The sequence below is a fragment of the Streptomyces sp. NPDC088706 genome, assembly GCF_044752765.1.
Lineage (GTDB): Bacteria > Actinomycetota > Actinomycetes > Streptomycetales > Streptomycetaceae > Streptomyces.
In genome coordinates this window covers 44,065-62,674 of the sequence record NZ_JBIVLW010000017.1, presented here as the reverse complement: position 1 = coordinate 62,674, position 18,610 = coordinate 44,065, and the positions used below count along the sequence as shown (strand labels likewise).

The following is an 18,610-nucleotide window of genomic DNA, read 5'->3' as shown; positions in this document are numbered from 1 at the left end:
GCTCGATGAACAGCTTGCCTCTGTCACCATCGACGCACTCTGAGTGACGGGACTCACGCGTTCCGGCGCTCGACGCTCCTCCCGAACCTTCACGAAGGGCACCGGACATGGGTCCCCATCCTGCGGTCGCGGCGATACGCCTGGCGGTCCGCCGCGTACTCCACGACGTCCTCACCGAATTCCACCGGCACGACGGCCTCGGCCGGCCGGCCGAGGAGGCCCGGCGCTCCGCGCCCGCCTCCCGCTCCGTCCACTTCGCCGAAGCGGGCACGGGCAGCCACGGCGCCACCCTCGCCGAACGGCCCGCGCTCCCCGCACGGCCCGCCACCCCGCTCGTCCTCGTCGCCTGCTCCGGCGGCGCCGACTCCATGGCGCTCGCCTCGGCCCTCGCGTTCGAGGCCCGCAAGCTCGACGTCCGGGCCGGCGGCATCACCGTCGACCACAACCTCCAGCCGGGAAGCGGCCTGCGCGCCGCCGAGGTCGTTACCCGGCTCGCCGCCATGGACCTCGACCCCGTCGAGGCCGTCGCCGTGCACGTCGGACGCGAGGGCGGCCCCGAGGCCGCCGCCCGCGACGCCCGCTACGCCGCGCTGGACGCCGCCGCGGAGCGCCTCGGCGCCGCCGCCGTGCTGCTCGGCCACACCCGCGACGACCAGGCCGAGACCGTCCTGCTCGGCCTCGCCCGCGGCTCCGGCATCCGCTCGCTCTCCGGCATGGCCGCCGCCTCCGGGCCGGCCGGCCGCTACCGCCGACCCTTCCTCCAGCTCGACCGGCAGACCGCCCGCAAGGCGTGCCTGGTCCAGTCGATCCCCGTCTGGGACGACCCGCACAACATCGACCCCGCCTACACCCGTTCCCGGCTGCGCCACGAGGGCCTGCCCGCCCTGGAGAAGGCGCTCGGCAAAGGTGTCGTCGAGGCGCTCGCCCGGACGGCCCAGCTCTCCCGCGACGACGCCGACGCCCTGGACACCTGGGCCGCCGAGGCCGAGCTCTCCGTACGGGACGAGACCGGCCAGCTGGAGTGCGCCAAGCTCTACGTCCTGCCGCCCGCGGTACGCCGCCGGGTGCTGCGCCGGGCCGTCATCGAGGCCGGGGCACCCGCCGGCTCCCTCTTCGCCCGCCATCTCGAAGAAGTCGACCGCCTGATCACCGGCTGGCGCGGCCAGCGGGCCATCAACCTGCCCGGCCGCGTCGAGGCCCGACGGCAGGGTGGCAGACTGGTCATTCGGCAGAGCTGACGCGCGAGCGGCTGAAACGCAGGCGAACAGCCTGCCCGGGCCCGGGGCGCACCCCGGGCCCGGCAGGCAGAGAAAGAGACGTGGGTGAACGAGAAGGACATGGGTACCGACCTTCAGTCGGTGCTCCTCACCAAGGAAGAGATCGACGCCAGGCTCGTCGAGCTGGCCGCGAAGATCGACGCGGAGTACGCGGGCAAGGACCTGCTGATCGTCGGCGTCCTCAAGGGCGCGGTGATGGTCATGGCGGACCTGGCGCGCGCGCTGTCCACCCCCGTCACGATGGACTGGATGGCCGTCTCCTCGTACGGGGCGGGGACCCAGTCCTCCGGTGTCGTCCGCATCCTCAAGGACCTGGACACCGACATCAAGGGCAAGCACGTCCTGATCGTCGAGGACATCATCGACTCCGGCCTGACGCTGTCCTGGCTGCTGTCCAACCTGGGCTCCCGGGAGCCGGCCTCCCTAGAGGTCTGCACCCTGCTGCGCAAGCCGGACGCCGCGAAGGTGGCCATCGACGTGAAGTGGATCGGCTTCGACATCCCCAACGAGTTCGTCGTCGGCTACGGGCTGGACTACGCGGAGAAGTACCGCAACCTCCCCTTCGTCGGCACGCTCGCCCCGCACGTCTACGGCGGCTGACTCCCCGGGAACCCTCGCCGCCTTCGGGCCGTTGAAGCTTCGAAAGCGGGTTTCTCCGCCGCACCCAGCGGTCGCGGGCGTCCCCGCTGGGGTACCGTCCGAAGAGCACTCTTTTCAAACACAGCAGCATTTACCTACGGGCAGGAGGGACGGGGCGTCTTCGCTCCGTATGGATGGACGTGAAGCGATACTTCCGTGGGCCGGTCATGTGGATCGTGCTGGCCGTCCTCGCCGTGGTCGTGTTGATGCAGGTCGTCGGCTCGTCGGGCGGCTACAAGACGGTGGACACCGGCAAGGTGATCCAGGCGATCAGCAAGGACCAGGTGGAGCAGGCCAAGCTGACCACCGGTGACGAACAGATTCTCAAGATCGAACTTAAGGACGGCCAGAAGCTCGCCGGTGAGTCCGGCAACAAGTTCCAGGCGAGCTACATCGGCAACCAGGGCGTCGAGCTCGCCGACACGCTCCAGCAGAAGTTCGAGGCGGGTGACATCGAGAAGGGTTACACCGTCTCGCCGTCGAAGCAGTCCCCGTTCGTCTCGATCCTCCTCTCGCTGCTGCCCTTCGTCCTGATCGTGGTCGTCTTCCTGTTTCTGATGAACCAGATGCAGGGCGGCGGCTCCAAGGTCATGCAGTTCGGCAAGTCCAAGGCCAAGCTGATCACCAAGGACACCCCGAAGACGACCTTCGCCGATGTGGCGGGGTCCGACGAGGCGGTCGAGGAGCTCCACGAGATCAAGGAGTTCCTCCAGGAGCCGGCGAAGTTCCAGGCCGTCGGCGCCAAGATCCCCAAGGGCGTCCTGCTCTACGGGCCGCCCGGTACGGGCAAGACGCTGCTCGCACGCGCCGTCGCCGGCGAGGCGGGTGTGCCGTTCTACTCGATCTCCGGTTCCGACTTCGTCGAGATGTTCGTCGGTGTCGGTGCCTCCCGGGTGCGTGACCTCTTCGAGCAGGCCAAGGCGAACGCCCCGGCGATCGTCTTCGTCGACGAGATCGACGCCGTCGGCCGGCACCGCGGTGCGGGCATGGGCGGCGGGCACGACGAGCGCGAGCAGACGCTCAACCAGCTGCTCGTGGAGATGGACGGGTTCGACGTGAAGGGCGGGGTCATCCTGATCGCCGCCACGAACCGCCCGGACATCCTCGACCCGGCCCTCCTGCGTCCGGGGCGCTTCGACCGGCAGATCGCGGTCGACCGCCCCGACATGCTGGGCCGGCTGGAGATCCTCAAGGTCCACCAGAAGGGCAAGCCGGTGGCGAAGGACGTCGATCTCGGCGCCGTCGCCCGCCGCACGCCCGGCTTCACCGGTGCCGACCTGTCGAACGTGCTGAACGAGGCCGCGCTCCTGACGGCGCGCGGCGACAAGAAGCTCATCGACAACGAGAGTCTCGACGAGGCCATCGACCGCGTCGTGGCGGGCCCGCAGAAGCGGACCCGGATCATGTCCGAGAAGGAGAAGAAGATCACCGCGTACCACGAGGGCGGACACGCCCTGGTCGCGGCGGCCTCCCCCCAGTCGGACCCGGTCCACAAGATCACGATCCTCTCCCGCGGTCGCGCCCTCGGTTACACGATGGTGCTCCCGGAGGAGGACAAGTACTCCACGACGCGCAACGAGATGCTCGACCAGCTGGCGTACATGCTGGGCGGGCGCGCGGCCGAGGAGCTGGTCTTCCACGACCCGACCACCGGTGCGGCCAACGACATCGAGAAGGCGACGGCGACGGCCCGCGCGATGGTCACGCAGTACGGCATGACGGAGCGGCTCGGCGCCATCAAGTTCGGTGGCGACAACACCGAGCCCTTCCTGGGCCGTGAGATGGGCCACCAGCGCGACTACTCGGAAGAGGTCGCGGCGCTCGTCGACGAAGAGGTCAAGAAGCTCATCGAGACCGCCCACAACGACGCGTGGGAGATCCTCGTCGAGAACCGCGACATCCTCGACGCCCTCGTGCTCGAACTCCTGGAGAAGGAGACGCTCGGCAAGGAGGAGATCGCGGAGATCTTCGCCCCGATCGTCAGGCGTCCCGCCCGCCCTGCGTGGACCGGCTCCGCCCGGCGCACCCCGTCGACGCGGCCTCCGGTGCTCTCTCCGAAGGAACTGGCCCTCACCAACGGCGCTTCCACCGCCAACGGCTCGGCCACCCCGCCGGAGATCGCCCCGGCGACGGACCTCACGAAGGACATCGCCCCCTCAACCGAGGCGATCCCCGAGGAGCGTCCCGAGAGCTAGTCCCGGACCGCACCCGGTGAGACCCCCGTCACGGGGCGAGCACCGGGCCCGGAATGGATGCCGCGCCCCCCAGGTTTTAGCCTGTGGGGGCGCGGCTTTTCCGTATGCCTGCGATGTCCGCGTGCGAACCGCGCACGGGGCAGCACAGAGGAACGAGGCACAGATGACCGACCCGGTGACGCTGGACGGCCAGGGATCGATCGGCGATTTCGACGAGAAGCGGGCCGAGGCGGCCGTACGCGAACTGCTCATCGCGGTCGGAGAGGACCCGGACCGCGAAGGCCTCAAGGAGACACCGGGGCGGGTGGCGCGGGCGTACAGGGAGATACTGGCGGGCCTGCGCCAGGAGCCGGAGGACGTGCTGACCACGACGTTCGACCTCGGGCACGACGAGATGGTGCTGGTGAAGGACATCGAGATCATGTCCCTGTGCGAACACCACCTCCTGCCGTTCCACGGGGTGGCGCACGTCGGCTACATCCCGGCCGACTCGGGCAAGATCACCGGCCTGTCGAAGCTGGCCCGGCTGGTGGACGTCTACGCCCGCAGGCCGCAGGTGCAGGAGCGCCTGACCACGCAGGTGGCGGACTCGCTCATGCGCATCCTGGAGGCGCGCGGCGCGATCGTGGTGATCGAGGCGGAGCACATGTGCATGTCGGTGCGGGGCATCCGCAAGCCGGGTGCGAAGACGACCACGTCGGCCGTGCGGGGACAGCTGCGTGACGCCTCCACCCGCGCCGAGGCGATGAGCCTGATACTGGCCCGCTGACACGGCCGAGGACGCTCCCGGCCACGACGGCACGGGCACGGCACCGCCTCAGGCGGCCGCCGCGCCCGTGCCGTCGTGGTTGGTTTCGCTGTCCTCGGGCAGGCGGCAGACGCGCTCCAGGAAGAAGGCGGCGGCGACGACCCCGATGCCCGCCACCACCGCCGCGCCCGCGTAGATGGCCTGGTCGCGGCGGGGTGGGACGTCGAGGAACGAGAGCAGGAAGACGCCAGTGCCGCCGTACATCCCGGCGACCAGGGCGGCGACCAGGGCGCTTGCCTGGCCGAAGACGACCGCGCGGGCCGCCATCAGGGGTTCGACGCCCTTGGCGCCGGGACGACGCTCCCGCTGGGCGCGGAGGCGGGCGCGCAGGGAGAGCGCGGTGGCGAGCAGGATCGCCGCGATCACGGCGAGCACGATCGACGCGGCCAGCGGGACGCTCGGGAGCGTGCCGAGGGAGTCCCAGAGGCGGGCGCCACCCCAGGAGAGGACGCCGGCGGCTGCGAAGAGGCCGACCAGCACCCCGAGCCGTAGTTGCTTCACCGCGTGAGCCGCCCTTCGTCGCCTGTGCTCCTGAGCCCGCCTGTGCTCCTGAGCCCGCCTGTGCTGGTGGGCTCGTCCGTGTTCCTGAGCTCCACCGTGTTCGCGCGCTCGTCCATGTTCCTGAGCTCGTGCCCGTCGAGCCTAACGATTACTCCGGCAGACGCAGTTCCAGGTCGGCGCGGGGCAGGACACCTTCGCGGCCGACCCCGGCGAGCAGCTCGGCGACCGGCCCGGCGCCGGGCAGCTGGGCCTCGGGGTCCACGTCGTGCCAGGGGGCCAGGACGAAGGCCCGCTCGTGGGCGCGGGGGTGGGGCAGGGTGAGCACCGGGTCGTCGGAGAGGACGTCGGCGTACGACACGATGTCGACGTCGATCGTGCGCGGGCCCCACCGCTCCTCGCGGACCCGCTCGAAGGCCTCCTCGACGGCCTGGCCGCGCTCCAGCAGGGAGGCGGGGGGCAGCGTCGTCTTCACGAGGATGACCGCGTTGAAGTACGAGGGCTGGCTGTCCGCGGCGACGCCCCAGGGCTCCGTCTCGTACACCGGGGAGACGGCTTTGACCCGCAGGCCCGGGGTGTCCTCCAGCGCGTCGACGGCGCCTTGGAGGGTCTCCAGCCGGTTGCCCAGGTTGGAGCCGAGGGCGATCACGGCCATCTTGGGGTTGGAGAGGGTGATGTCGGCGGCGTCCACCTGCTCGACGACGGCGGTGGGCACCGGCTGTACGGTCGGGTCGCTCTGCCCCTCGGTGGAAAACGCGGTCATGCTCGGCTCCGGGTGATGGTGATGGTCACGTCGTCGAAGGGAACGGTGATCGGCGCGTCCGGCTTGTGCACCACCACCTCGACCTCCTGGACACCTTCGTGCTTCAGGCACTGCTGGGCGATGCGCTCGGCGAGCGTCTCGATCAGGTCGACCGGCTCACCGGTCACCACGTCGACGACCTCCTCGGCCACGACGCCGTAGTGCACGGTCCGGGCCAGGTCGTCGGCGGCTGCCGCGGGGCGGGTGTCGAGGCCGAGCACCAGGTCGACGATGAAGGTCTGGCCCTCTTCCCGCTCCCGGGGGAAGACGCCGTGGTGCCCACGGGCCTTGAGGCCGCGCAGCGCGACACGATCCACGCGAATCACTCCTGCTGTCGTTGGTCCAGGAGGCACCCGACCGCGTACGGGCGGCAGAGTGCCTTCTTTCGAATCTACCTGCGAGCACCGGCGGTGCTCGCCCGTGGGGGCTATGGACAGCGCCTCACGGGGCTGGTAGCCGCCCATACCCCACGGTCATGGATTCCAACCCATCGAGAGGAGCCGCCACTCATGAGGGTGGTTCCCCGTCCTCAGGGGGACGGTTCCTCGTCGTCCTCCTCGTCGGTGTCCGCCAGGACGGGTGAGCCGTGGTGGGACCAGAGCTTCCAGCCCTCAGCGGTGCGCCGGAACACGTTCGTGGCGACGACCAGCTGGCCCACCAGCGGTCCCAGCGCGTCGCCCTCCTCGGCCGGGCCGCCGCTGAGGATGTTCTCGGTGCAGGTCACCAGGGCGGTGTCGCCGGTCATGGCGACGTTGACGTCGGTTAGGAAGAACTGGATGTACTCGGTGTTCGCCATGATCAGGGCGTAACTGCGCAGCACTTCGCCCCGGCCCGTGAGCACCGGCCACCCCGGGTGGACGCAGGAGACGGTGAGGTCCTCGCCCGGCAGCCAGAGGCCGGAGAGGTCCTCGTGGGCGCCGCGTTCCAGCGCCTCGTAGAAGGCGGTGTTGGCCGCCTCGACCTCGGCGATGTCGGCGGCGGCCGCCGCGTGGTCCTCGTTCACGCGGCTCCCTCGACGGCGCGGGCCACCCGTACCGCGTCGGCGGTGGCCCCGACCTCGTGGACGCGGACCGCCCAGGCACCGGCCCGGGCGGCGAGGGCGGAGACCGCCGCGGTCGCCGCGTCGCGCTCGCGGGCGGGCGGCAGGCCGGCGCCGGGGCCGGCCAGGACGTGGCCGAGGAAGCGTTTACGGGAGGCGGCCACCAGCAGGGGGCGGCCCAGCGCGTGCAGCTCGTCCAGGTGCGCGACGAGGGCCAGGTCGTGGGGGGCCATCTTGGCGAAGCCGAGACCGGGGTCGATCACCACGCGTTCCGGGGCGAGGCCGCCCGCGACCACCGCGTCCAGCCGCTGCCGCAGCTCCGCGAGGACTTCGGCGACCACGTCCTCGTACACCGCGCGGCTGTTCATGGACTCGCTGAAGCCGCGCCAGTGCATCACGACGAACGGGATCTCGGCGGCGGCGACGGCCGGGATCATGTCCGGGTCCGCGAGGCCGCCGCTCACGTCGTTGACCAGGACGGCCCCCGCGGCGACGGCCCGTTCGGCGACGCGGGCGCGCATGGTGTCCACGGAGACGGTGACGCCCTCGGACGCCAGCCCCTTGACGACCGGGACGACCCGTCGCAGCTCCTCGGACTCGTCCACCCGGCTGGCGCCGGGGCGGGTCGACTCACCGCCGACGTCGACCAGGTCGGCACCCTCGGACACCAGGTCGAGGCCGTGCTTGACCGCGGCCGTGGTGTCGAACCAGCGCCCCCCGTCGGAGAACGAGTCGGGCGTCACGTTGACGACCCCCATGACCGCGCAGCGGTCCCACTCCGGCAGCCCTCGTACCGTGCCCCGCGGGCGTGACGTACTCATACCACCAGCCTATGGGGTGCGGGCGCGGCGGCTACGCCGCGCGTACCCCGTGCTCCCGGGGGGTGCGGACGGCGTGGCCGCACGGGCGGGGACCGCGCGAGCGGAACGGGCGGGGCGGGCAGAGGTTCACGAACCCCGCCGCCCGCATCGCCGCGATCTCGGTGCGGGGCAGGTCGCGGCCGGTGCGGGAGACCGGGAAGCGGAGTTCCCGGCGGGGAAGGAACGTGGCGTTGAACCGGTACGGCGACTCGGTGTCACATGCTCGCCGGGCCCGGGTCCCGTAGCCGTTGCGTTCGATGCGCCTTACCATCTGGCGCACGTTCCGCATGGCCCGCCCGGCGAGGGAGAAATCCGCGGTGTCCACCACCGCCTCGGCGCCCAGCTCCAGGGCGGTGAGCCCGGTCTCCCGGGTCCAGACCTCGCCGCCGCGCTCGCTGCACCCCATCACGGCCGGCGTCCAGGAGTGCGCCTTCGCCTCGTCCATGAAGCGTTCGATGGCCCCCGGCCAGGCCTCCACGTCGCCGATGGGGTCGCCGCTCGCCAGCATCACCCCGGAGACGACCCGGTAGCGGACGGCGGCCTTGCCGCTGGGGGAGAAGACGACGGCCTTGTCGCGGCGGAGCGCGAAGACGGCCTTGTCGCGGCGGAGCGCGAAGTGGCCGAGCGAGTCGCGCCCGCCGTGCGTCTCCAGCAGCGCCCGCAGCCGGCTCTCGTCGTCCGCGGTGAGCCGGGCGGCCGGGTGTTCGGGGCGCAGGGCGAGGTAGACGCTGGTGCCGGCGGTCAGCAGGCCGAGCGCGCCGAGCGAGCAAGCGACGGTCCAGCCGGTCCGCCCGGCGTAGCCGACCGGGCCCTCGACGCCGAACAGCCCGTACAGCACGTGCTGGAGCCGGTCCGCGATGGACGGGGCACCGACGGTCCGGCCGGGGTGGACGGAGACGATGACCAGCCCGAGCGCCAGCGAACCCGCCCCGAACAGGATGAAGTTGGCCAGCGCCCGCCAGCGGCTGCGCGGGTCGGGCAGGGCGCGGAACTGGTCCCGGTGGCGGACCAGCAGGCAGCAGAGGGTCAGGGAGACCAGGACACCGACGAGCGAGTGACGGTACGCGAACTGTGCCACGGCCCCCACCGGCAGCAGCACCACCGCCGCCCGCCAGGCCCGCCGCTCGTGCCGCCTCAGCCCGTGCGCGAGCAGGAACAGCAGGATGCCCGCGCTCAGCGAGAGCGCGGCGGCGAACGGGCCGAGCGCCCCGGGGAGCATCTCGGCGAGGGTGTGCGTCCGGCTGTGCCGGAAGCGGGGGAAGACCCCGGCCGCCACATCGATCAGCCCGACGACGGTGCAGGCGGTGCCGACGACGGCCGGTACGGACGCGGGGCGCGGGCCGCGCGGCAGCCGCCGCACCCGCCGCGGAACCGGTACTGACTTGTCCCCGTCTACCGTGACAGACATCGCTTCCCGTGGCTCCAGATGAGATCGCAGAGATTCTTCGGTCCGTCGGCCGTGGCCGCTCCGGACGAGTGCGTCCTCTAGGACGGGGGTCGAGTGGCGAGGGTTCCTCCGCAATCCGGAAATTTCCCACTCGGGAGCGGAGAGGGAGTACGGGAGGGAACGCCGGCGGAACGCTGAGAAAGCGCAGGACAGTTCACCCACGGGTCTCACGGGCAACGCACTTCTGGCGGTCGTGGCGGCCGCCGCCGTGACGTACCCGTGCTGCCGGGCCGTACGGTGGCGACCGGTGGAGGCCCCGGCGCCGGGGCTACGCGCCGGCGACCGTCTCCACGGCCACCTCCGCGCGCGGCAGCGCCTGGGCGTCGGCGTCGATCGAGCGGCGCAGCGCCTCGTGCAGCCGGGCGGGGGTCAGCACGCCGAGGAAGCGGCCCTCGCTCTCCTTGTCGATGACCGCGATCCAGCCCGCGTCGTGCTGGAGCATGGTGGCGAACGCCTGCTTGAGCGGGGCGCCGAGCGGGAGCCAGGCCTCCATCCGGCGGGCGTGCTCGCGGACGGTGGCCTTCGCCGCGTCCCCGGCCGCGGCGCTCGCGTCGGCGGGAATCCAGCCGTGCAGGTTGTCCCGGCCGTCCAGGACGACGGCCCAGCGCGCGCCCCCGGTCCGCAGGCGCCCGGTGGCCTCGGCGAGGGAGTCGTCGAGGTGGACGACCGGGGGCTGGTCGAGGTCGCTCTCCTCGATCGGGGTCACCGAGAGCCGCTTCAGTCCCCGGTCGGCGCCGACGAAGTCGGCCACGTACGGGGTGGCGGGGGCGCCGAGGACGGTGGCGGGGGAGTCGAACTGCTCGATGCGGCCCTGCCCGTACACGGCGATCCGGTCGCCGAGGCGGACCGCCTCCTCGATGTCGTGGGTGACGAACAGCACGGTTTTACGGACCTGGGCCTGGAGTTTCAGGAATTCGTTCTGGAGCCGTTCGCGGACCACCGGGTCGACCGCGCCGAAGGGCTCGTCCATCAGCAGGACGGGCGGATCGGCCGCCAGGGCGCGGGCGACACCGACGCGCTGACGCTGACCCCCGGAGAGCTGTTCCGGATAGCGGTCGCCGTAGACGGCGGGGTCGAGTCCGACGAGGTCGAGCAGTTCGGCCGCGCGCTCGCGTCCCTTTCCGCGCTTCCAGCCCAGGAGATGGGGGACGGTCGCGGTGTTCTCCAGCACCGTCCTGTGCGGGAAGAGGCCCACCTGCTGGATCACATAGCCGATACGGCGGCGGAGTTCGACGGGGTCGATGGCGGCTATGTCGTCCCCGTCGAGGAATATCGTCCCCTCGGTCGGTTCGATCAGCCGGTTCACCATCTTCATCGTGGTCGTCTTGCCGCAGCCGGAAGGTCCGACGAGCGTGACCAGTTCACCCTCGGCGACCTCGAAGGAAAGGTCGTCGACGGCGGTGGTGCCATCCGCGTACCGCTTGGTGACGTGCTCGAAACGGATCATGATTCCCCATTGTGGAGGGCGTTCTGTGAAGGGCATGTTGCTGGAATGCGACAGCTTCCGCGATTGTCAGTGGTCGAGGATAGGCTCGCCAGACATCAGTTCGACACGGGCGCGACGGGGAAACGGGAGGTGGGGGCCGGATGGCCGGACAGAACTGCCTGGCGACGAACGACTGGATCTGCGGTGAGTATCTGCGCTCCCGCAGTCAGGAGTTGACGGACGCCACCGTGCAGCACATCGGGATCACGGTGGTCTCGGTGCTCATCGGGCTCGCGGTGGCCTTTCCGCTGGCGCTGCTCGCCCGCCGGGGCCGGGGCTTCGCCGGACCGGTGCTCGGTCTGACGACGATCCTCTACACCGTGCCCTCGCTGGCGATGTTCTCGCTGCTGCTGCCCCTCTTCGGGCTCTCCGCCGCGCTGGTCGTCACGGGCCTGGTGCTCTATTCGCTGACCATCCTGGTGCGGAACATCCTGGCCGGCCTCGAAGCGGTCCCGGAGGACGCCAAGGAGGCCGCCCGGGGCATGGGATACGGGCCGTGGCGGCTGCTGTGGGAGGTGGAGCTCCCGCTCGCGCTGCCCGCGCTGATGGCGGGGCTGCGCATAGCCACCGTGTCGACGGTCGCGCTGACCACGGTCGGTTCGCTCGTCGGCAAGGGCGGCCTCGGCAATCTCATCGAGGACGCGCTGCCGAGCTTCTTCAAGGCCCAGGTGCTCGCCGCCTCGGTGCTGTGCGTGCTGCTCGCGGTCACGGCGGACCTGCTGCTCCTCGGCCTCCAGCGGCTGCTGACGCCCTGGACGCGTATACGGGCGGCGACGGGGGATACGCGTACGGGTGCGGGCGGCACGTCGAGCGGCCCGGGTGGTTCGGGCGGCGGTCTCAACGGTCCTGACGGTTCGGGCGGTCCGGCGGGCATACCCGCCCCGGCGAAGGTGGAGGCGGGCTGACCCGTGGGAGTCATCGGCGAAGCCTGGACCTGGCTGACCACCGGGGCCAACTGGTCGGGCGACGGCGGAGCCGCGCACCGGCTCGGCGAGCATCTGTACGTCAGCGGGGTCGCCCTGGCGGTGGCCTGCGCCATCGCCCTGCCGCTCGCCCTGTATCTGGGCCACATCGGCAAGGGCGGTGCGCTGGCGGTCAACATCTCCAACGTGGGGCGGGCCATCCCGGTCTTCGCGGTGCTGGCCCTGTTCATGGTCACGCCCCTGCGCAACTCCGGCTACTGGCCCACGATCATCGCGCTGGTGCTGTTCGCCGTGCCGCCGCTGCTGACCAACGCCTATGTCGGCATGCGGGAGGTGGACCGGTCCGTGGTGGAGGCCGCCCGGGGCATGGGGATGTCCGGCGGGCAGCTGTTCCGCCGGGTCGAGCTGCCTCTCGCCTACCCGATGATCATGACCGGGCTGCGCTCCGCCGCCGTCCAGGTCGTGGCCACCGCCTCGATCGCCGCCATGGTCGGTCTCGGCGGCCTCGGCCGGATCATCACCGCCGGGTTCAACACCTACGACACCGCGCAGGTCTTCGCGGGCGCCATCCTGGTCGCCGCGCTCGCCCTGCTGGTGGAGGGGGTGCTGGTGGCGCTGGACCGGGTGCTGTCACCGCTGCGCCGCCGCCGGACCGCGTAAGGGCCGTGCGGCCCCCCCCGACTTCTTCCCTTTGGTCATCTTTTTTCTTCTGTTCGGACGGAGAACAACATGAGCAGGACCTCGCGGATAGCCGGAGCGGTCATCGGCATGGTGGCGCTGGCAGGGTCGCTGGCGGCCTGCGGCGGCGACAGCCTCGAGCAGGAGAAGGGCGGCGACTCCGGCTCGTCGGGCGGCGGCGAGAAGGGCTCCCTCGTCGTCGGCTCGGCCTCGTTCACCGAGTCCAAGGTGCTCGCCGAGCTGTACGCGCAGATCCTGGGCGACGCCGGGTACGACACCTCGATCACCACGGTCAAGAACCGTGAGCTGTACGAACCCTCGCTGGAGAAGGGCGAGATCGACGTCGTACCGGAATACGCGGCCACCATCACCGAATTCCTCAATGCCAAGGTGAACGGGGCGAAGAAGGCCCAGAGCACCCCCCTCGCCTCCGGGGACGCCGACGCCACGGTCACTGCCCTGGAGAAGCTCGCGGGCCCGCTGGGTCTCAAGGTGCTCCCGGCCGGGAAGGCCGTCGACCAGAACGCCTTCGCGGTCTCCGAGGAATTCGCCGAGAAGAACAACCTCAAGACCCTTTCCGATCTCGGGAAGTCGAAGCTCAAGGTGAAGATCGCGGCGGGCGACGAGTGCGAGGTGCGGCCCTTCTGCGCACCCGGTCTGAAGAAGACGTACGGCATCGACGTCACGGGTATCGACCCCAAGGGCGTCGGCACCCCCCAGTCCAAGCAGGCCGTCCGCGACGGCAAGGTCGAGCTGGTCCTGACGACCACCACGGACGCGGTGCTGGACGGGCTGGTGTTCCTGGAGGACGACAAGAAGCTCCAGAACGCCGACAACGTCCTGCCGGTCCTCAATGCCAAGGACGCGGGCGCCCCGGAGATCGCCGACGCGCTCGGAAAGCTCACCGACACGCTCACCACGGAGGATCTCGCGGAGCTGAACCGCAAGGTCGACGCCGAGCGCGCCAAGCCGAGCGACGTGGCCAAGGAGTATCTGGGGTCGAAGGACCTGATCAAGAAGTAAGCCCTGATCGGGAAGGGCCCTGAACGAGTGGTGAGGGCCTGTTCGAGAAGTAGTTCTCGACCAGGAAGTAGGGGTTTCGGGGGCCGCGAGGTAACCGGCGGGGAACAGATTGCCGAGCGGCCCCCCAAGTGGCGCGCACACACGGTAAATTTCAGGCCATGCCACGTGGACGCCACCGTCATTCGCCACCCCTGCACAGAATCCTGCCGCCCTCCGTGGTGGCGGGAGTGTCGGTCGTCGGTGCCTCCGGCGCCTGGCTGCTCGCCGAACCCCTCGCCCTGCGCGGCCTGGTGGCCGCCGTGGCCGCCGCCGCCCTGACCGGCGCGTATCTGATGCGCAGCTGGGACCGGGCCGCGGGGCTGCGGGTCGCCGAGCTGACGCGGGCACGCACCCGTGACGAGTGGCGGGCCGAGGAGCGGATAGCCGAGCTGGAGCAGGACCTGGAGGAGGCGCGCGAGCTGCGCACCCGTCTGGAGACCAAGCTCCGCCGCAAGCGCGTGGAGCTCGCCGGACTGCGCGGGGAGCACGCGGGTCTGCTGCGCCGGTACGCCAACGCCGAGACCGAGCGGGCCAGTGCGCTGGAGGGCCGCAGGCAGCTCGCCATCGAGGCCGCCGCCGCGCCCCCGGAGCTGCCCACCGGACGGTCGACGCCGACCCCGGCCGCCTACCGCCGCGCGGACGAGGCCCTGTTGAACCTCACGCACAACGCCGCGCTCCAGGAAGCGCGCCGCACCGCGGAGGCCGCCCGGCAGCGGGAGGCCGCGGAGCGGGGCGCGCAGGGGACGGGCCCGCAGGGGAAGGGCGCGGCGGCCCCCGGGGCGGGCGAGCACCACCAGCACCGCCGCCCGTCGCCCGCCCCGGCCGCGAAGGCCCCGGCGCCGCCCGCCCCGCCCGCCCCGGCCCCGCCCGCCCCGGCCGCGAAGGCCCCGGCCGCGAAGGCCCCGGCCGCGCAGGCCCCGGCCCCGCCGGCCCCGGCCGCGCAGGCCCCGGCCCCGCGCGCCCCGGCCGCGAAGGCCCCCGCGGCGGAGGCTCCGGCCTCCTCCGCACCCGTGCACGTACCGCGCAGGACCCCCGCCGCCTCGGCCGTCGTGCCGTACGCCGCGGCCCGCCGCCACCTGGTCCCCGGGGGCAGCTTCGACTTCTTCGGCACGCAGAAGACGAACGCCGCGATCGAGGCCGTACAGAACGAGGACCTCGCGGATGTCGTCGGCGAGGAGGCGCTCGCCGCCCACCGCACGGGAGCGGCGCAGAACCGGGCCGTCGGCAAGGTCATCGACCTCACCGCGCACGACGAGACCGAACAGATCGACGTGGCCGAGCTGCGCGGCGCGGTGTCCTGACGCGCGAGCCCGCCGGTTACTTGTCGATGTCCCCGACGACGAAGAAGAGCGAACCCAGGATCGCCACCATGTCGGCGACCAGCGTCCCCGGCAGCAGCTCGGTGAGCGCCTGGATGTTGTTGAAGGAGGCGGAGCGCAGCTTCAGCCGGTACGGGGTCTTCTCGCCCTTGGAGACCAGGTAGTAGCCGTTGACGCCGAGCGGGTTCTCCGTCCAGGCGTACGTGTGCCCCTCGGGCGCCTTCAGCACCTTGGGCAGCCGCTGGTTGACCGGCCCCGGCTCCAGGCCGGCCATCCGGTCCAGGCACGCGTCGGCCAGGTCCAGGGAGTTGAGGGTCTGCTCCAGCAGGCACTCGAAGCGGGCCAGGCAGTCGCCCTCGGTCCGGGTGACCACCTCCAGGGTGTCCTGGAGCTCCCCGTAGGCGAGATACGGCTCGTCGCGCCGCAGGTCGAAGTCGACGCCGGAGGCGCGGGCGATGGGCCCCGACACCCCGTACGCGTGCACGGCCTCGGCGGAGAGCACGCCGACATCGCGCGTACGGCCCCGGAAGATCTCGTTGCCGAGGACCAGGTTCTCGTAGACGTCCATCCGGGAGCGGACCGAGGCGACGGCGTCGCGGACCCGGCCCGACCAGCCCGCCGGAACGTCCTCCTTGAGCCCGCCGACCCGGTTGAACATGTAGTGCATCCGGCCGCCGGAGACCTCCTCCATCACCGCCTGGAGCTCCTCGCGCTCCCGGAAGGCGTGGAAGACCGGGGTGATGCCGCCGAGTTCGAGCGGGTAGGAGCCGAGGAACATGAGGTGGTTGAGGACCCGGTTGAGCTCGGCGAGCAGCGTCCGCGTCCAGACCGCGCGCTCGGGCACCTCCATGCCGAGCATCCGCTCGACGGCCATCACGACACCCAGCTCGTTCGAGAAGGCGGAGAGCCAGTCGTGGCGGTTGGCCAGCATGATGATCTGCCGGTAGTCGCGCGCCTCGAACAGCTTCTCCGCGCCCCGGTGCATGTAGCCGATGACCGGCTCGGCGTGCTGGATGCGTTCCCCGTCCAGGACGATCCGCAGCCGGAGCACGCCGTGGGTCGAGGGGTGCTGCGGGCCGATGTTCAGCACCATGTCGGTGCTCTCCGCCGCGCCGCCGATGCCGATGGTCGTCTCCGTCATGAGGGCCAGTATTCCCTGCCCGGACCCGCGCCACGGCGGTTACCCGTACCCCGACGGTCACCTCCGGCGCGGCGGCCACCCGCGCCCGCACGTCACTCGCGCCCCGCGGTTCACCGCGCCGGGGCGGTCACCCGTGCCCCGGCGCCGCCACCCGGTGCAGCAGCCAGCCGAAGTCGCCGAGCCCGCCACGCGCGGTCAGCTCCGCCGCCTCGCCCGCCGACGCCAGCGCCCGTACGTACGCCCCCGGATCGGCGGCGGCCAGACTCAGCGGCGGCCGGTCACCGGTGATCCCCAGCTCATGCAGCGCCGCACGCTGGTCCGTGAGCCCGGCGGCCCCCGGCGCCCCCGCCGCGCACGCGTCCAGCGCCACATGCGCGGTCAGGTCGCAGGAGCCGTCCGGCACCGGGCGCACCTCCCGCCCGCCCCGGAACCCGGTCAGCGTCCCGAAGGGCGGCCGGGCGCCCCGTACGTGCGCGTAGTCCACCGCCACCGCCAGCCCGGCCGCGAGCGAGCCGACCGCACCCGCCCACGCGCGGTCCCGGGGCAGCCCGATCTCCGCCCGCCCGCCCGGCGCGGACAGCGGCCACCACCGCTCCAGCCAGGCGGCGTCCGCCCCGGTCACCGGCGGACCGAGGCGCTCGGCACCGTCCGCGATCCGCACCTGGACGTACCGGGCGACACCGTCCCCGTCGACCTCCGCCACGTCCACCGGCACGTTGTCCAGCCACTCGTTGGCGAACAGCAGCCCGGTGACGCCCCGGGGCGGCTCGGCGCACCAGACGATCCGCGGGTCCAGGCCCGGCGGACGGGCGGCGACCTCCACCCCGTACGAGATCACCTCCAGCCCCTCCGGTACGGCGGCGAGCACCCCGGTCAGCAGCTCACCGCGGCCCGCCCCCACGTCGACCAGGGCCACCGGGCCGGTGGACAGCTCGCTCGCCGTCCGGGCCAGCAGCCCGGCCACCGCCCGGGCGAACAGGGGCGACGCGTGGACCGACGTACGGAAGTGGCCCGCCGGCCCCTCCGGGCTCCGGATTGGGCTCCGGTAGAAGCCCTCGTCCCCGTACAGAGCGGTCTGCGCCGCCTCCCGCCACCCCTGCCACTCCTCCGTCATGCGGGCAAGTCTCCACCTTGGGGAGTACGGTCCCAGAACCTGGATCGGCCCTCCGGTTGACCCGGGCACCTATCCGCTGTCCTTACGCTGGCTACGTGCAGCGCCTCTACGATTTCCTCCGCAGACACCCGTTGGGCGTCGACGTCTTCTGGGCGGTCGTCCTCCTCGGGCTCTCCGGCATGTCGATGGCGTCGGGCATGTACGACGCCGGGCAGGAGCAGGTCCTCGCCATTCCGGTTGCGCTCGGCCTCTCCACGGTCGTGGCCCTGCGCCGGCGGCTGCCGGAGAGAATGCTGCTGCTCGCCATCGCGGTGGGCGTGGGCCAGCTGGTCTTCGACGTCCGGCCCGGCATCGGCAACTTCGCGATGCTGGTGATCACCTTCACGGTGGCCACGATCGGGGAGCGCTGGGCCTCCCGGCTCGCCCTGATCTGCAGCCTGAGCGCGGCCGGTCTCTCGCAGCTGCGCTGGGACCCCGAGCCGGGCGCGTCCTGGCCCCAGCTGGTCTTCGTGACGGTCATCATGACGGTGCCGTTCGTGCTGGCCTGGGTGATGGGCGACTCGCTGCGGACCCGGCGCGCCTACTTCAACCAGCTGGAGGAGCGCGCCGCCCGGCTGGAGCGGGAGCGCGAGGCGCAGTCCAAGGTCGCGGTGGCCGCCGAACGGGCCCGGATCGCCCGCGAACTGCACGATGTCGTCGCGCACAACGTCTCCGTGATGGTGGTTCAGGCCGATGGCGCCGCGTACGTGATGGAGGCGGCGCCCGACCAGGCCCGGCAGGCGCTGGAGACGATCTCCTCCACCGGCCGGCAGGCGCTGGCCGAGATGCGGCGGCTGCTGGGGGTGCTGCGGACCGGTGACGCGCCGGAGAGCGGGGAGTACGTTCCGCAGCCCGACGTGGAGCAGATCGAGGACCTGATCGAGCAGGTCCGGCAGACCGGTCTGGCGGTGGACTTCAAGGTGGAGGGCACCGCCCGGCCGCTGCCCAGCGGCGTGGAGCTGACCGCGTACCGCATCGTGCAGGAAGCCCTCACCAACACCCGCAAGCACGGCGGCCCCGATGCCGGGGCGAGTGTCCGGCTTGTCTACTTCGACGACGGCCTCGGGCTGCTGGTCGAGGACGACGGCCGGGGCGCGGCGCACGAGCTGTACGAGGACGGCGGCGCGGACGGCGCCGGGCACGGGATGATCGGGATGCGGGAGCGGGTGGGCATGGTCGGCGGCACCCTGGACGCGGGGCCGCGGCCCGGCGGCGGATTCCGGATCAGCGCGCTGCTGCCGCTCAAGCCCGCCGACTGACCCCGGCCACCACCCTCCCACCCC

Annotated in this window: 18 protein-coding genes; 9 read left to right on the top strand and 9 right to left on the bottom strand. The window is 71.9% G+C overall.

Features of this window, described 5'->3' with window-relative positions; all coding sequences use genetic code 11:
* Nucleotides 1-107 precede the first annotated feature (107 nt).
* From tilS to folE, 4 genes are all read left to right on the top strand, one after another.
* Entirely contained in the window at nucleotides 108-1,238 is a 1,131-nt protein-coding gene (gene tilS, locus ACIQAK_RS28030) for a tRNA lysidine(34) synthetase TilS (protein ID WP_366391797.1), read from the top strand.
* Between the two features lie 99 nt (nucleotides 1,239-1,337).
* Nucleotides 1,338-1,877, top strand: coding sequence for a hypoxanthine phosphoribosyltransferase (gene hpt, locus ACIQAK_RS28025; RefSeq protein ID WP_366391845.1), 540 nt, complete (start codon nucleotides 1,338-1,340; stop codon nucleotides 1,875-1,877).
* 173 nt (nucleotides 1,878-2,050) lie between these two features.
* Nucleotides 2,051-4,111: an ATP-dependent zinc metalloprotease FtsH gene (gene ftsH / locus ACIQAK_RS28020; protein WP_366391798.1), complete on the top strand. Its 2,061-nt coding sequence runs from the start codon at nucleotides 2,051-2,053 to the stop codon at nucleotides 4,109-4,111.
* A 163-nt stretch (nucleotides 4,112-4,274) separates the two neighbouring features.
* Nucleotides 4,275-4,880, top strand: coding sequence for a GTP cyclohydrolase I FolE (folE, locus tag ACIQAK_RS28015; RefSeq protein WP_366391799.1), 606 nt, complete (start codon nucleotides 4,275-4,277; stop codon nucleotides 4,878-4,880).
* A 48-nt stretch (nucleotides 4,881-4,928) separates the two neighbouring features.
* Here the strand turns inward: folE and ACIQAK_RS28010 are convergent, their stop codons facing one another.
* The 7 genes from ACIQAK_RS28010 to ACIQAK_RS27980 form a co-directional block, all read right to left on the bottom strand.
* A complete protein-coding gene (locus tag ACIQAK_RS28010; RefSeq protein ID WP_366391800.1) occupies nucleotides 4,929-5,420 on the bottom strand; it encodes a DUF3180 domain-containing protein in 492 nt (163 codons plus the stop codon).
* Between the two features lie 148 nt (nucleotides 5,421-5,568).
* Nucleotides 5,569-6,180 (bottom strand): 2-amino-4-hydroxy-6-hydroxymethyldihydropteridine diphosphokinase, encoded by a 612-nt coding sequence (folK, locus tag ACIQAK_RS28005; protein WP_366391801.1) that lies wholly within the window; start codon nucleotides 6,178-6,180, stop codon nucleotides 5,569-5,571.
* A complete protein-coding gene (gene folB / locus ACIQAK_RS28000; RefSeq protein WP_010063731.1) occupies nucleotides 6,177-6,536 on the bottom strand; it encodes a dihydroneopterin aldolase in 360 nt (119 codons plus the stop codon). Before folB ends, folK begins: the two co-directional genes overlap by 4 nt.
* Before the next feature lie 212 nt (nucleotides 6,537-6,748).
* Complete coding sequence (locus ACIQAK_RS27995) at nucleotides 6,749-7,222, bottom strand: nuclear transport factor 2 family protein (RefSeq protein WP_366391802.1); 474 nt, start codon at nucleotides 7,220-7,222, stop codon at nucleotides 6,749-6,751.
* A complete protein-coding gene (gene folP / locus ACIQAK_RS27990; protein ID WP_366391846.1) occupies nucleotides 7,219-8,016 on the bottom strand; it encodes a dihydropteroate synthase in 798 nt (265 codons plus the stop codon). The genes ACIQAK_RS27995 and folP overlap by 4 nt, the downstream gene beginning before the upstream one ends.
* 94 nt (nucleotides 8,017-8,110) lie before the next feature.
* On the bottom strand, nucleotides 8,111-9,526 hold the full coding sequence (locus ACIQAK_RS27985) for a phosphatidylglycerol lysyltransferase domain-containing protein (RefSeq protein ID WP_366391803.1): 1,416 nt from the start codon (nucleotides 9,524-9,526) through the stop codon (nucleotides 8,111-8,113).
* 307 nt (nucleotides 9,527-9,833) lie between these two features.
* Nucleotides 9,834-11,012, bottom strand: a complete 1,179-nt coding sequence (locus tag ACIQAK_RS27980; RefSeq protein ID WP_366391804.1) for a betaine/proline/choline family ABC transporter ATP-binding protein — start codon at nucleotides 11,010-11,012, stop codon at nucleotides 9,834-9,836.
* 140 nt (nucleotides 11,013-11,152) lie between these two features.
* On the opposite strand from ACIQAK_RS27980, the gene ACIQAK_RS27975 reads away from it, so the two are divergent.
* The 4 genes from ACIQAK_RS27975 to ACIQAK_RS27960 all read left to right on the top strand — a co-directional run bounded on the left by ACIQAK_RS27975 (nucleotide 11,153) and on the right by ACIQAK_RS27960 (nucleotide 15,015).
* Nucleotides 11,153-11,956, top strand: coding sequence for an ABC transporter permease (locus tag ACIQAK_RS27975; protein ID WP_366391805.1), 804 nt, complete (start codon nucleotides 11,153-11,155; stop codon nucleotides 11,954-11,956).
* A gap of 3 nt (nucleotides 11,957-11,959) precedes the next feature.
* Entirely contained in the window at nucleotides 11,960-12,634 is a 675-nt protein-coding gene (locus tag ACIQAK_RS27970; RefSeq protein ID WP_366391806.1) for an ABC transporter permease, read from the top strand.
* A gap of 69 nt (nucleotides 12,635-12,703) precedes the next feature.
* Nucleotides 12,704-13,675 carry an ABC transporter substrate-binding protein gene (locus ACIQAK_RS27965; protein WP_366391807.1) on the top strand — a complete coding sequence of 324 codons (972 nt, stop codon included), beginning with the start codon at nucleotides 12,704-12,706 and terminating at the stop codon, nucleotides 13,673-13,675.
* A 158-nt stretch (nucleotides 13,676-13,833) separates the two neighbouring features.
* Nucleotides 13,834-15,015, top strand: a complete 1,182-nt coding sequence (locus ACIQAK_RS27960; protein ID WP_366391808.1) for a hypothetical protein — start codon at nucleotides 13,834-13,836, stop codon at nucleotides 15,013-15,015.
* A 16-nt stretch (nucleotides 15,016-15,031) separates the two neighbouring features.
* Here the strand turns inward: ACIQAK_RS27960 and ACIQAK_RS27955 are convergent, their stop codons facing one another.
* Both ACIQAK_RS27955 and ACIQAK_RS27950 read right to left on the bottom strand, forming a co-directional pair.
* Nucleotides 15,032-16,174, bottom strand: coding sequence for an NADH-quinone oxidoreductase subunit D (locus tag ACIQAK_RS27955; RefSeq protein WP_366391809.1), 1,143 nt, complete (start codon nucleotides 16,172-16,174; stop codon nucleotides 15,032-15,034).
* Between the two features lie 127 nt (nucleotides 16,175-16,301).
* On the bottom strand, nucleotides 16,302-17,288 hold the full coding sequence (locus tag ACIQAK_RS27950) for an SAM-dependent methyltransferase (RefSeq protein ID WP_366391810.1): 987 nt from the start codon (nucleotides 17,286-17,288) through the stop codon (nucleotides 16,302-16,304).
* A gap of 95 nt (nucleotides 17,289-17,383) precedes the next feature.
* Between ACIQAK_RS27950 and ACIQAK_RS27945 the strand changes: the two genes are divergently transcribed.
* Nucleotides 17,384-18,586 (top strand): sensor histidine kinase, encoded by a 1,203-nt coding sequence (locus ACIQAK_RS27945; RefSeq protein ID WP_366391811.1) that lies wholly within the window; start codon nucleotides 17,384-17,386, stop codon nucleotides 18,584-18,586.
* The last annotated feature ends 24 nt before the right edge of the window (nucleotides 18,587-18,610 follow it).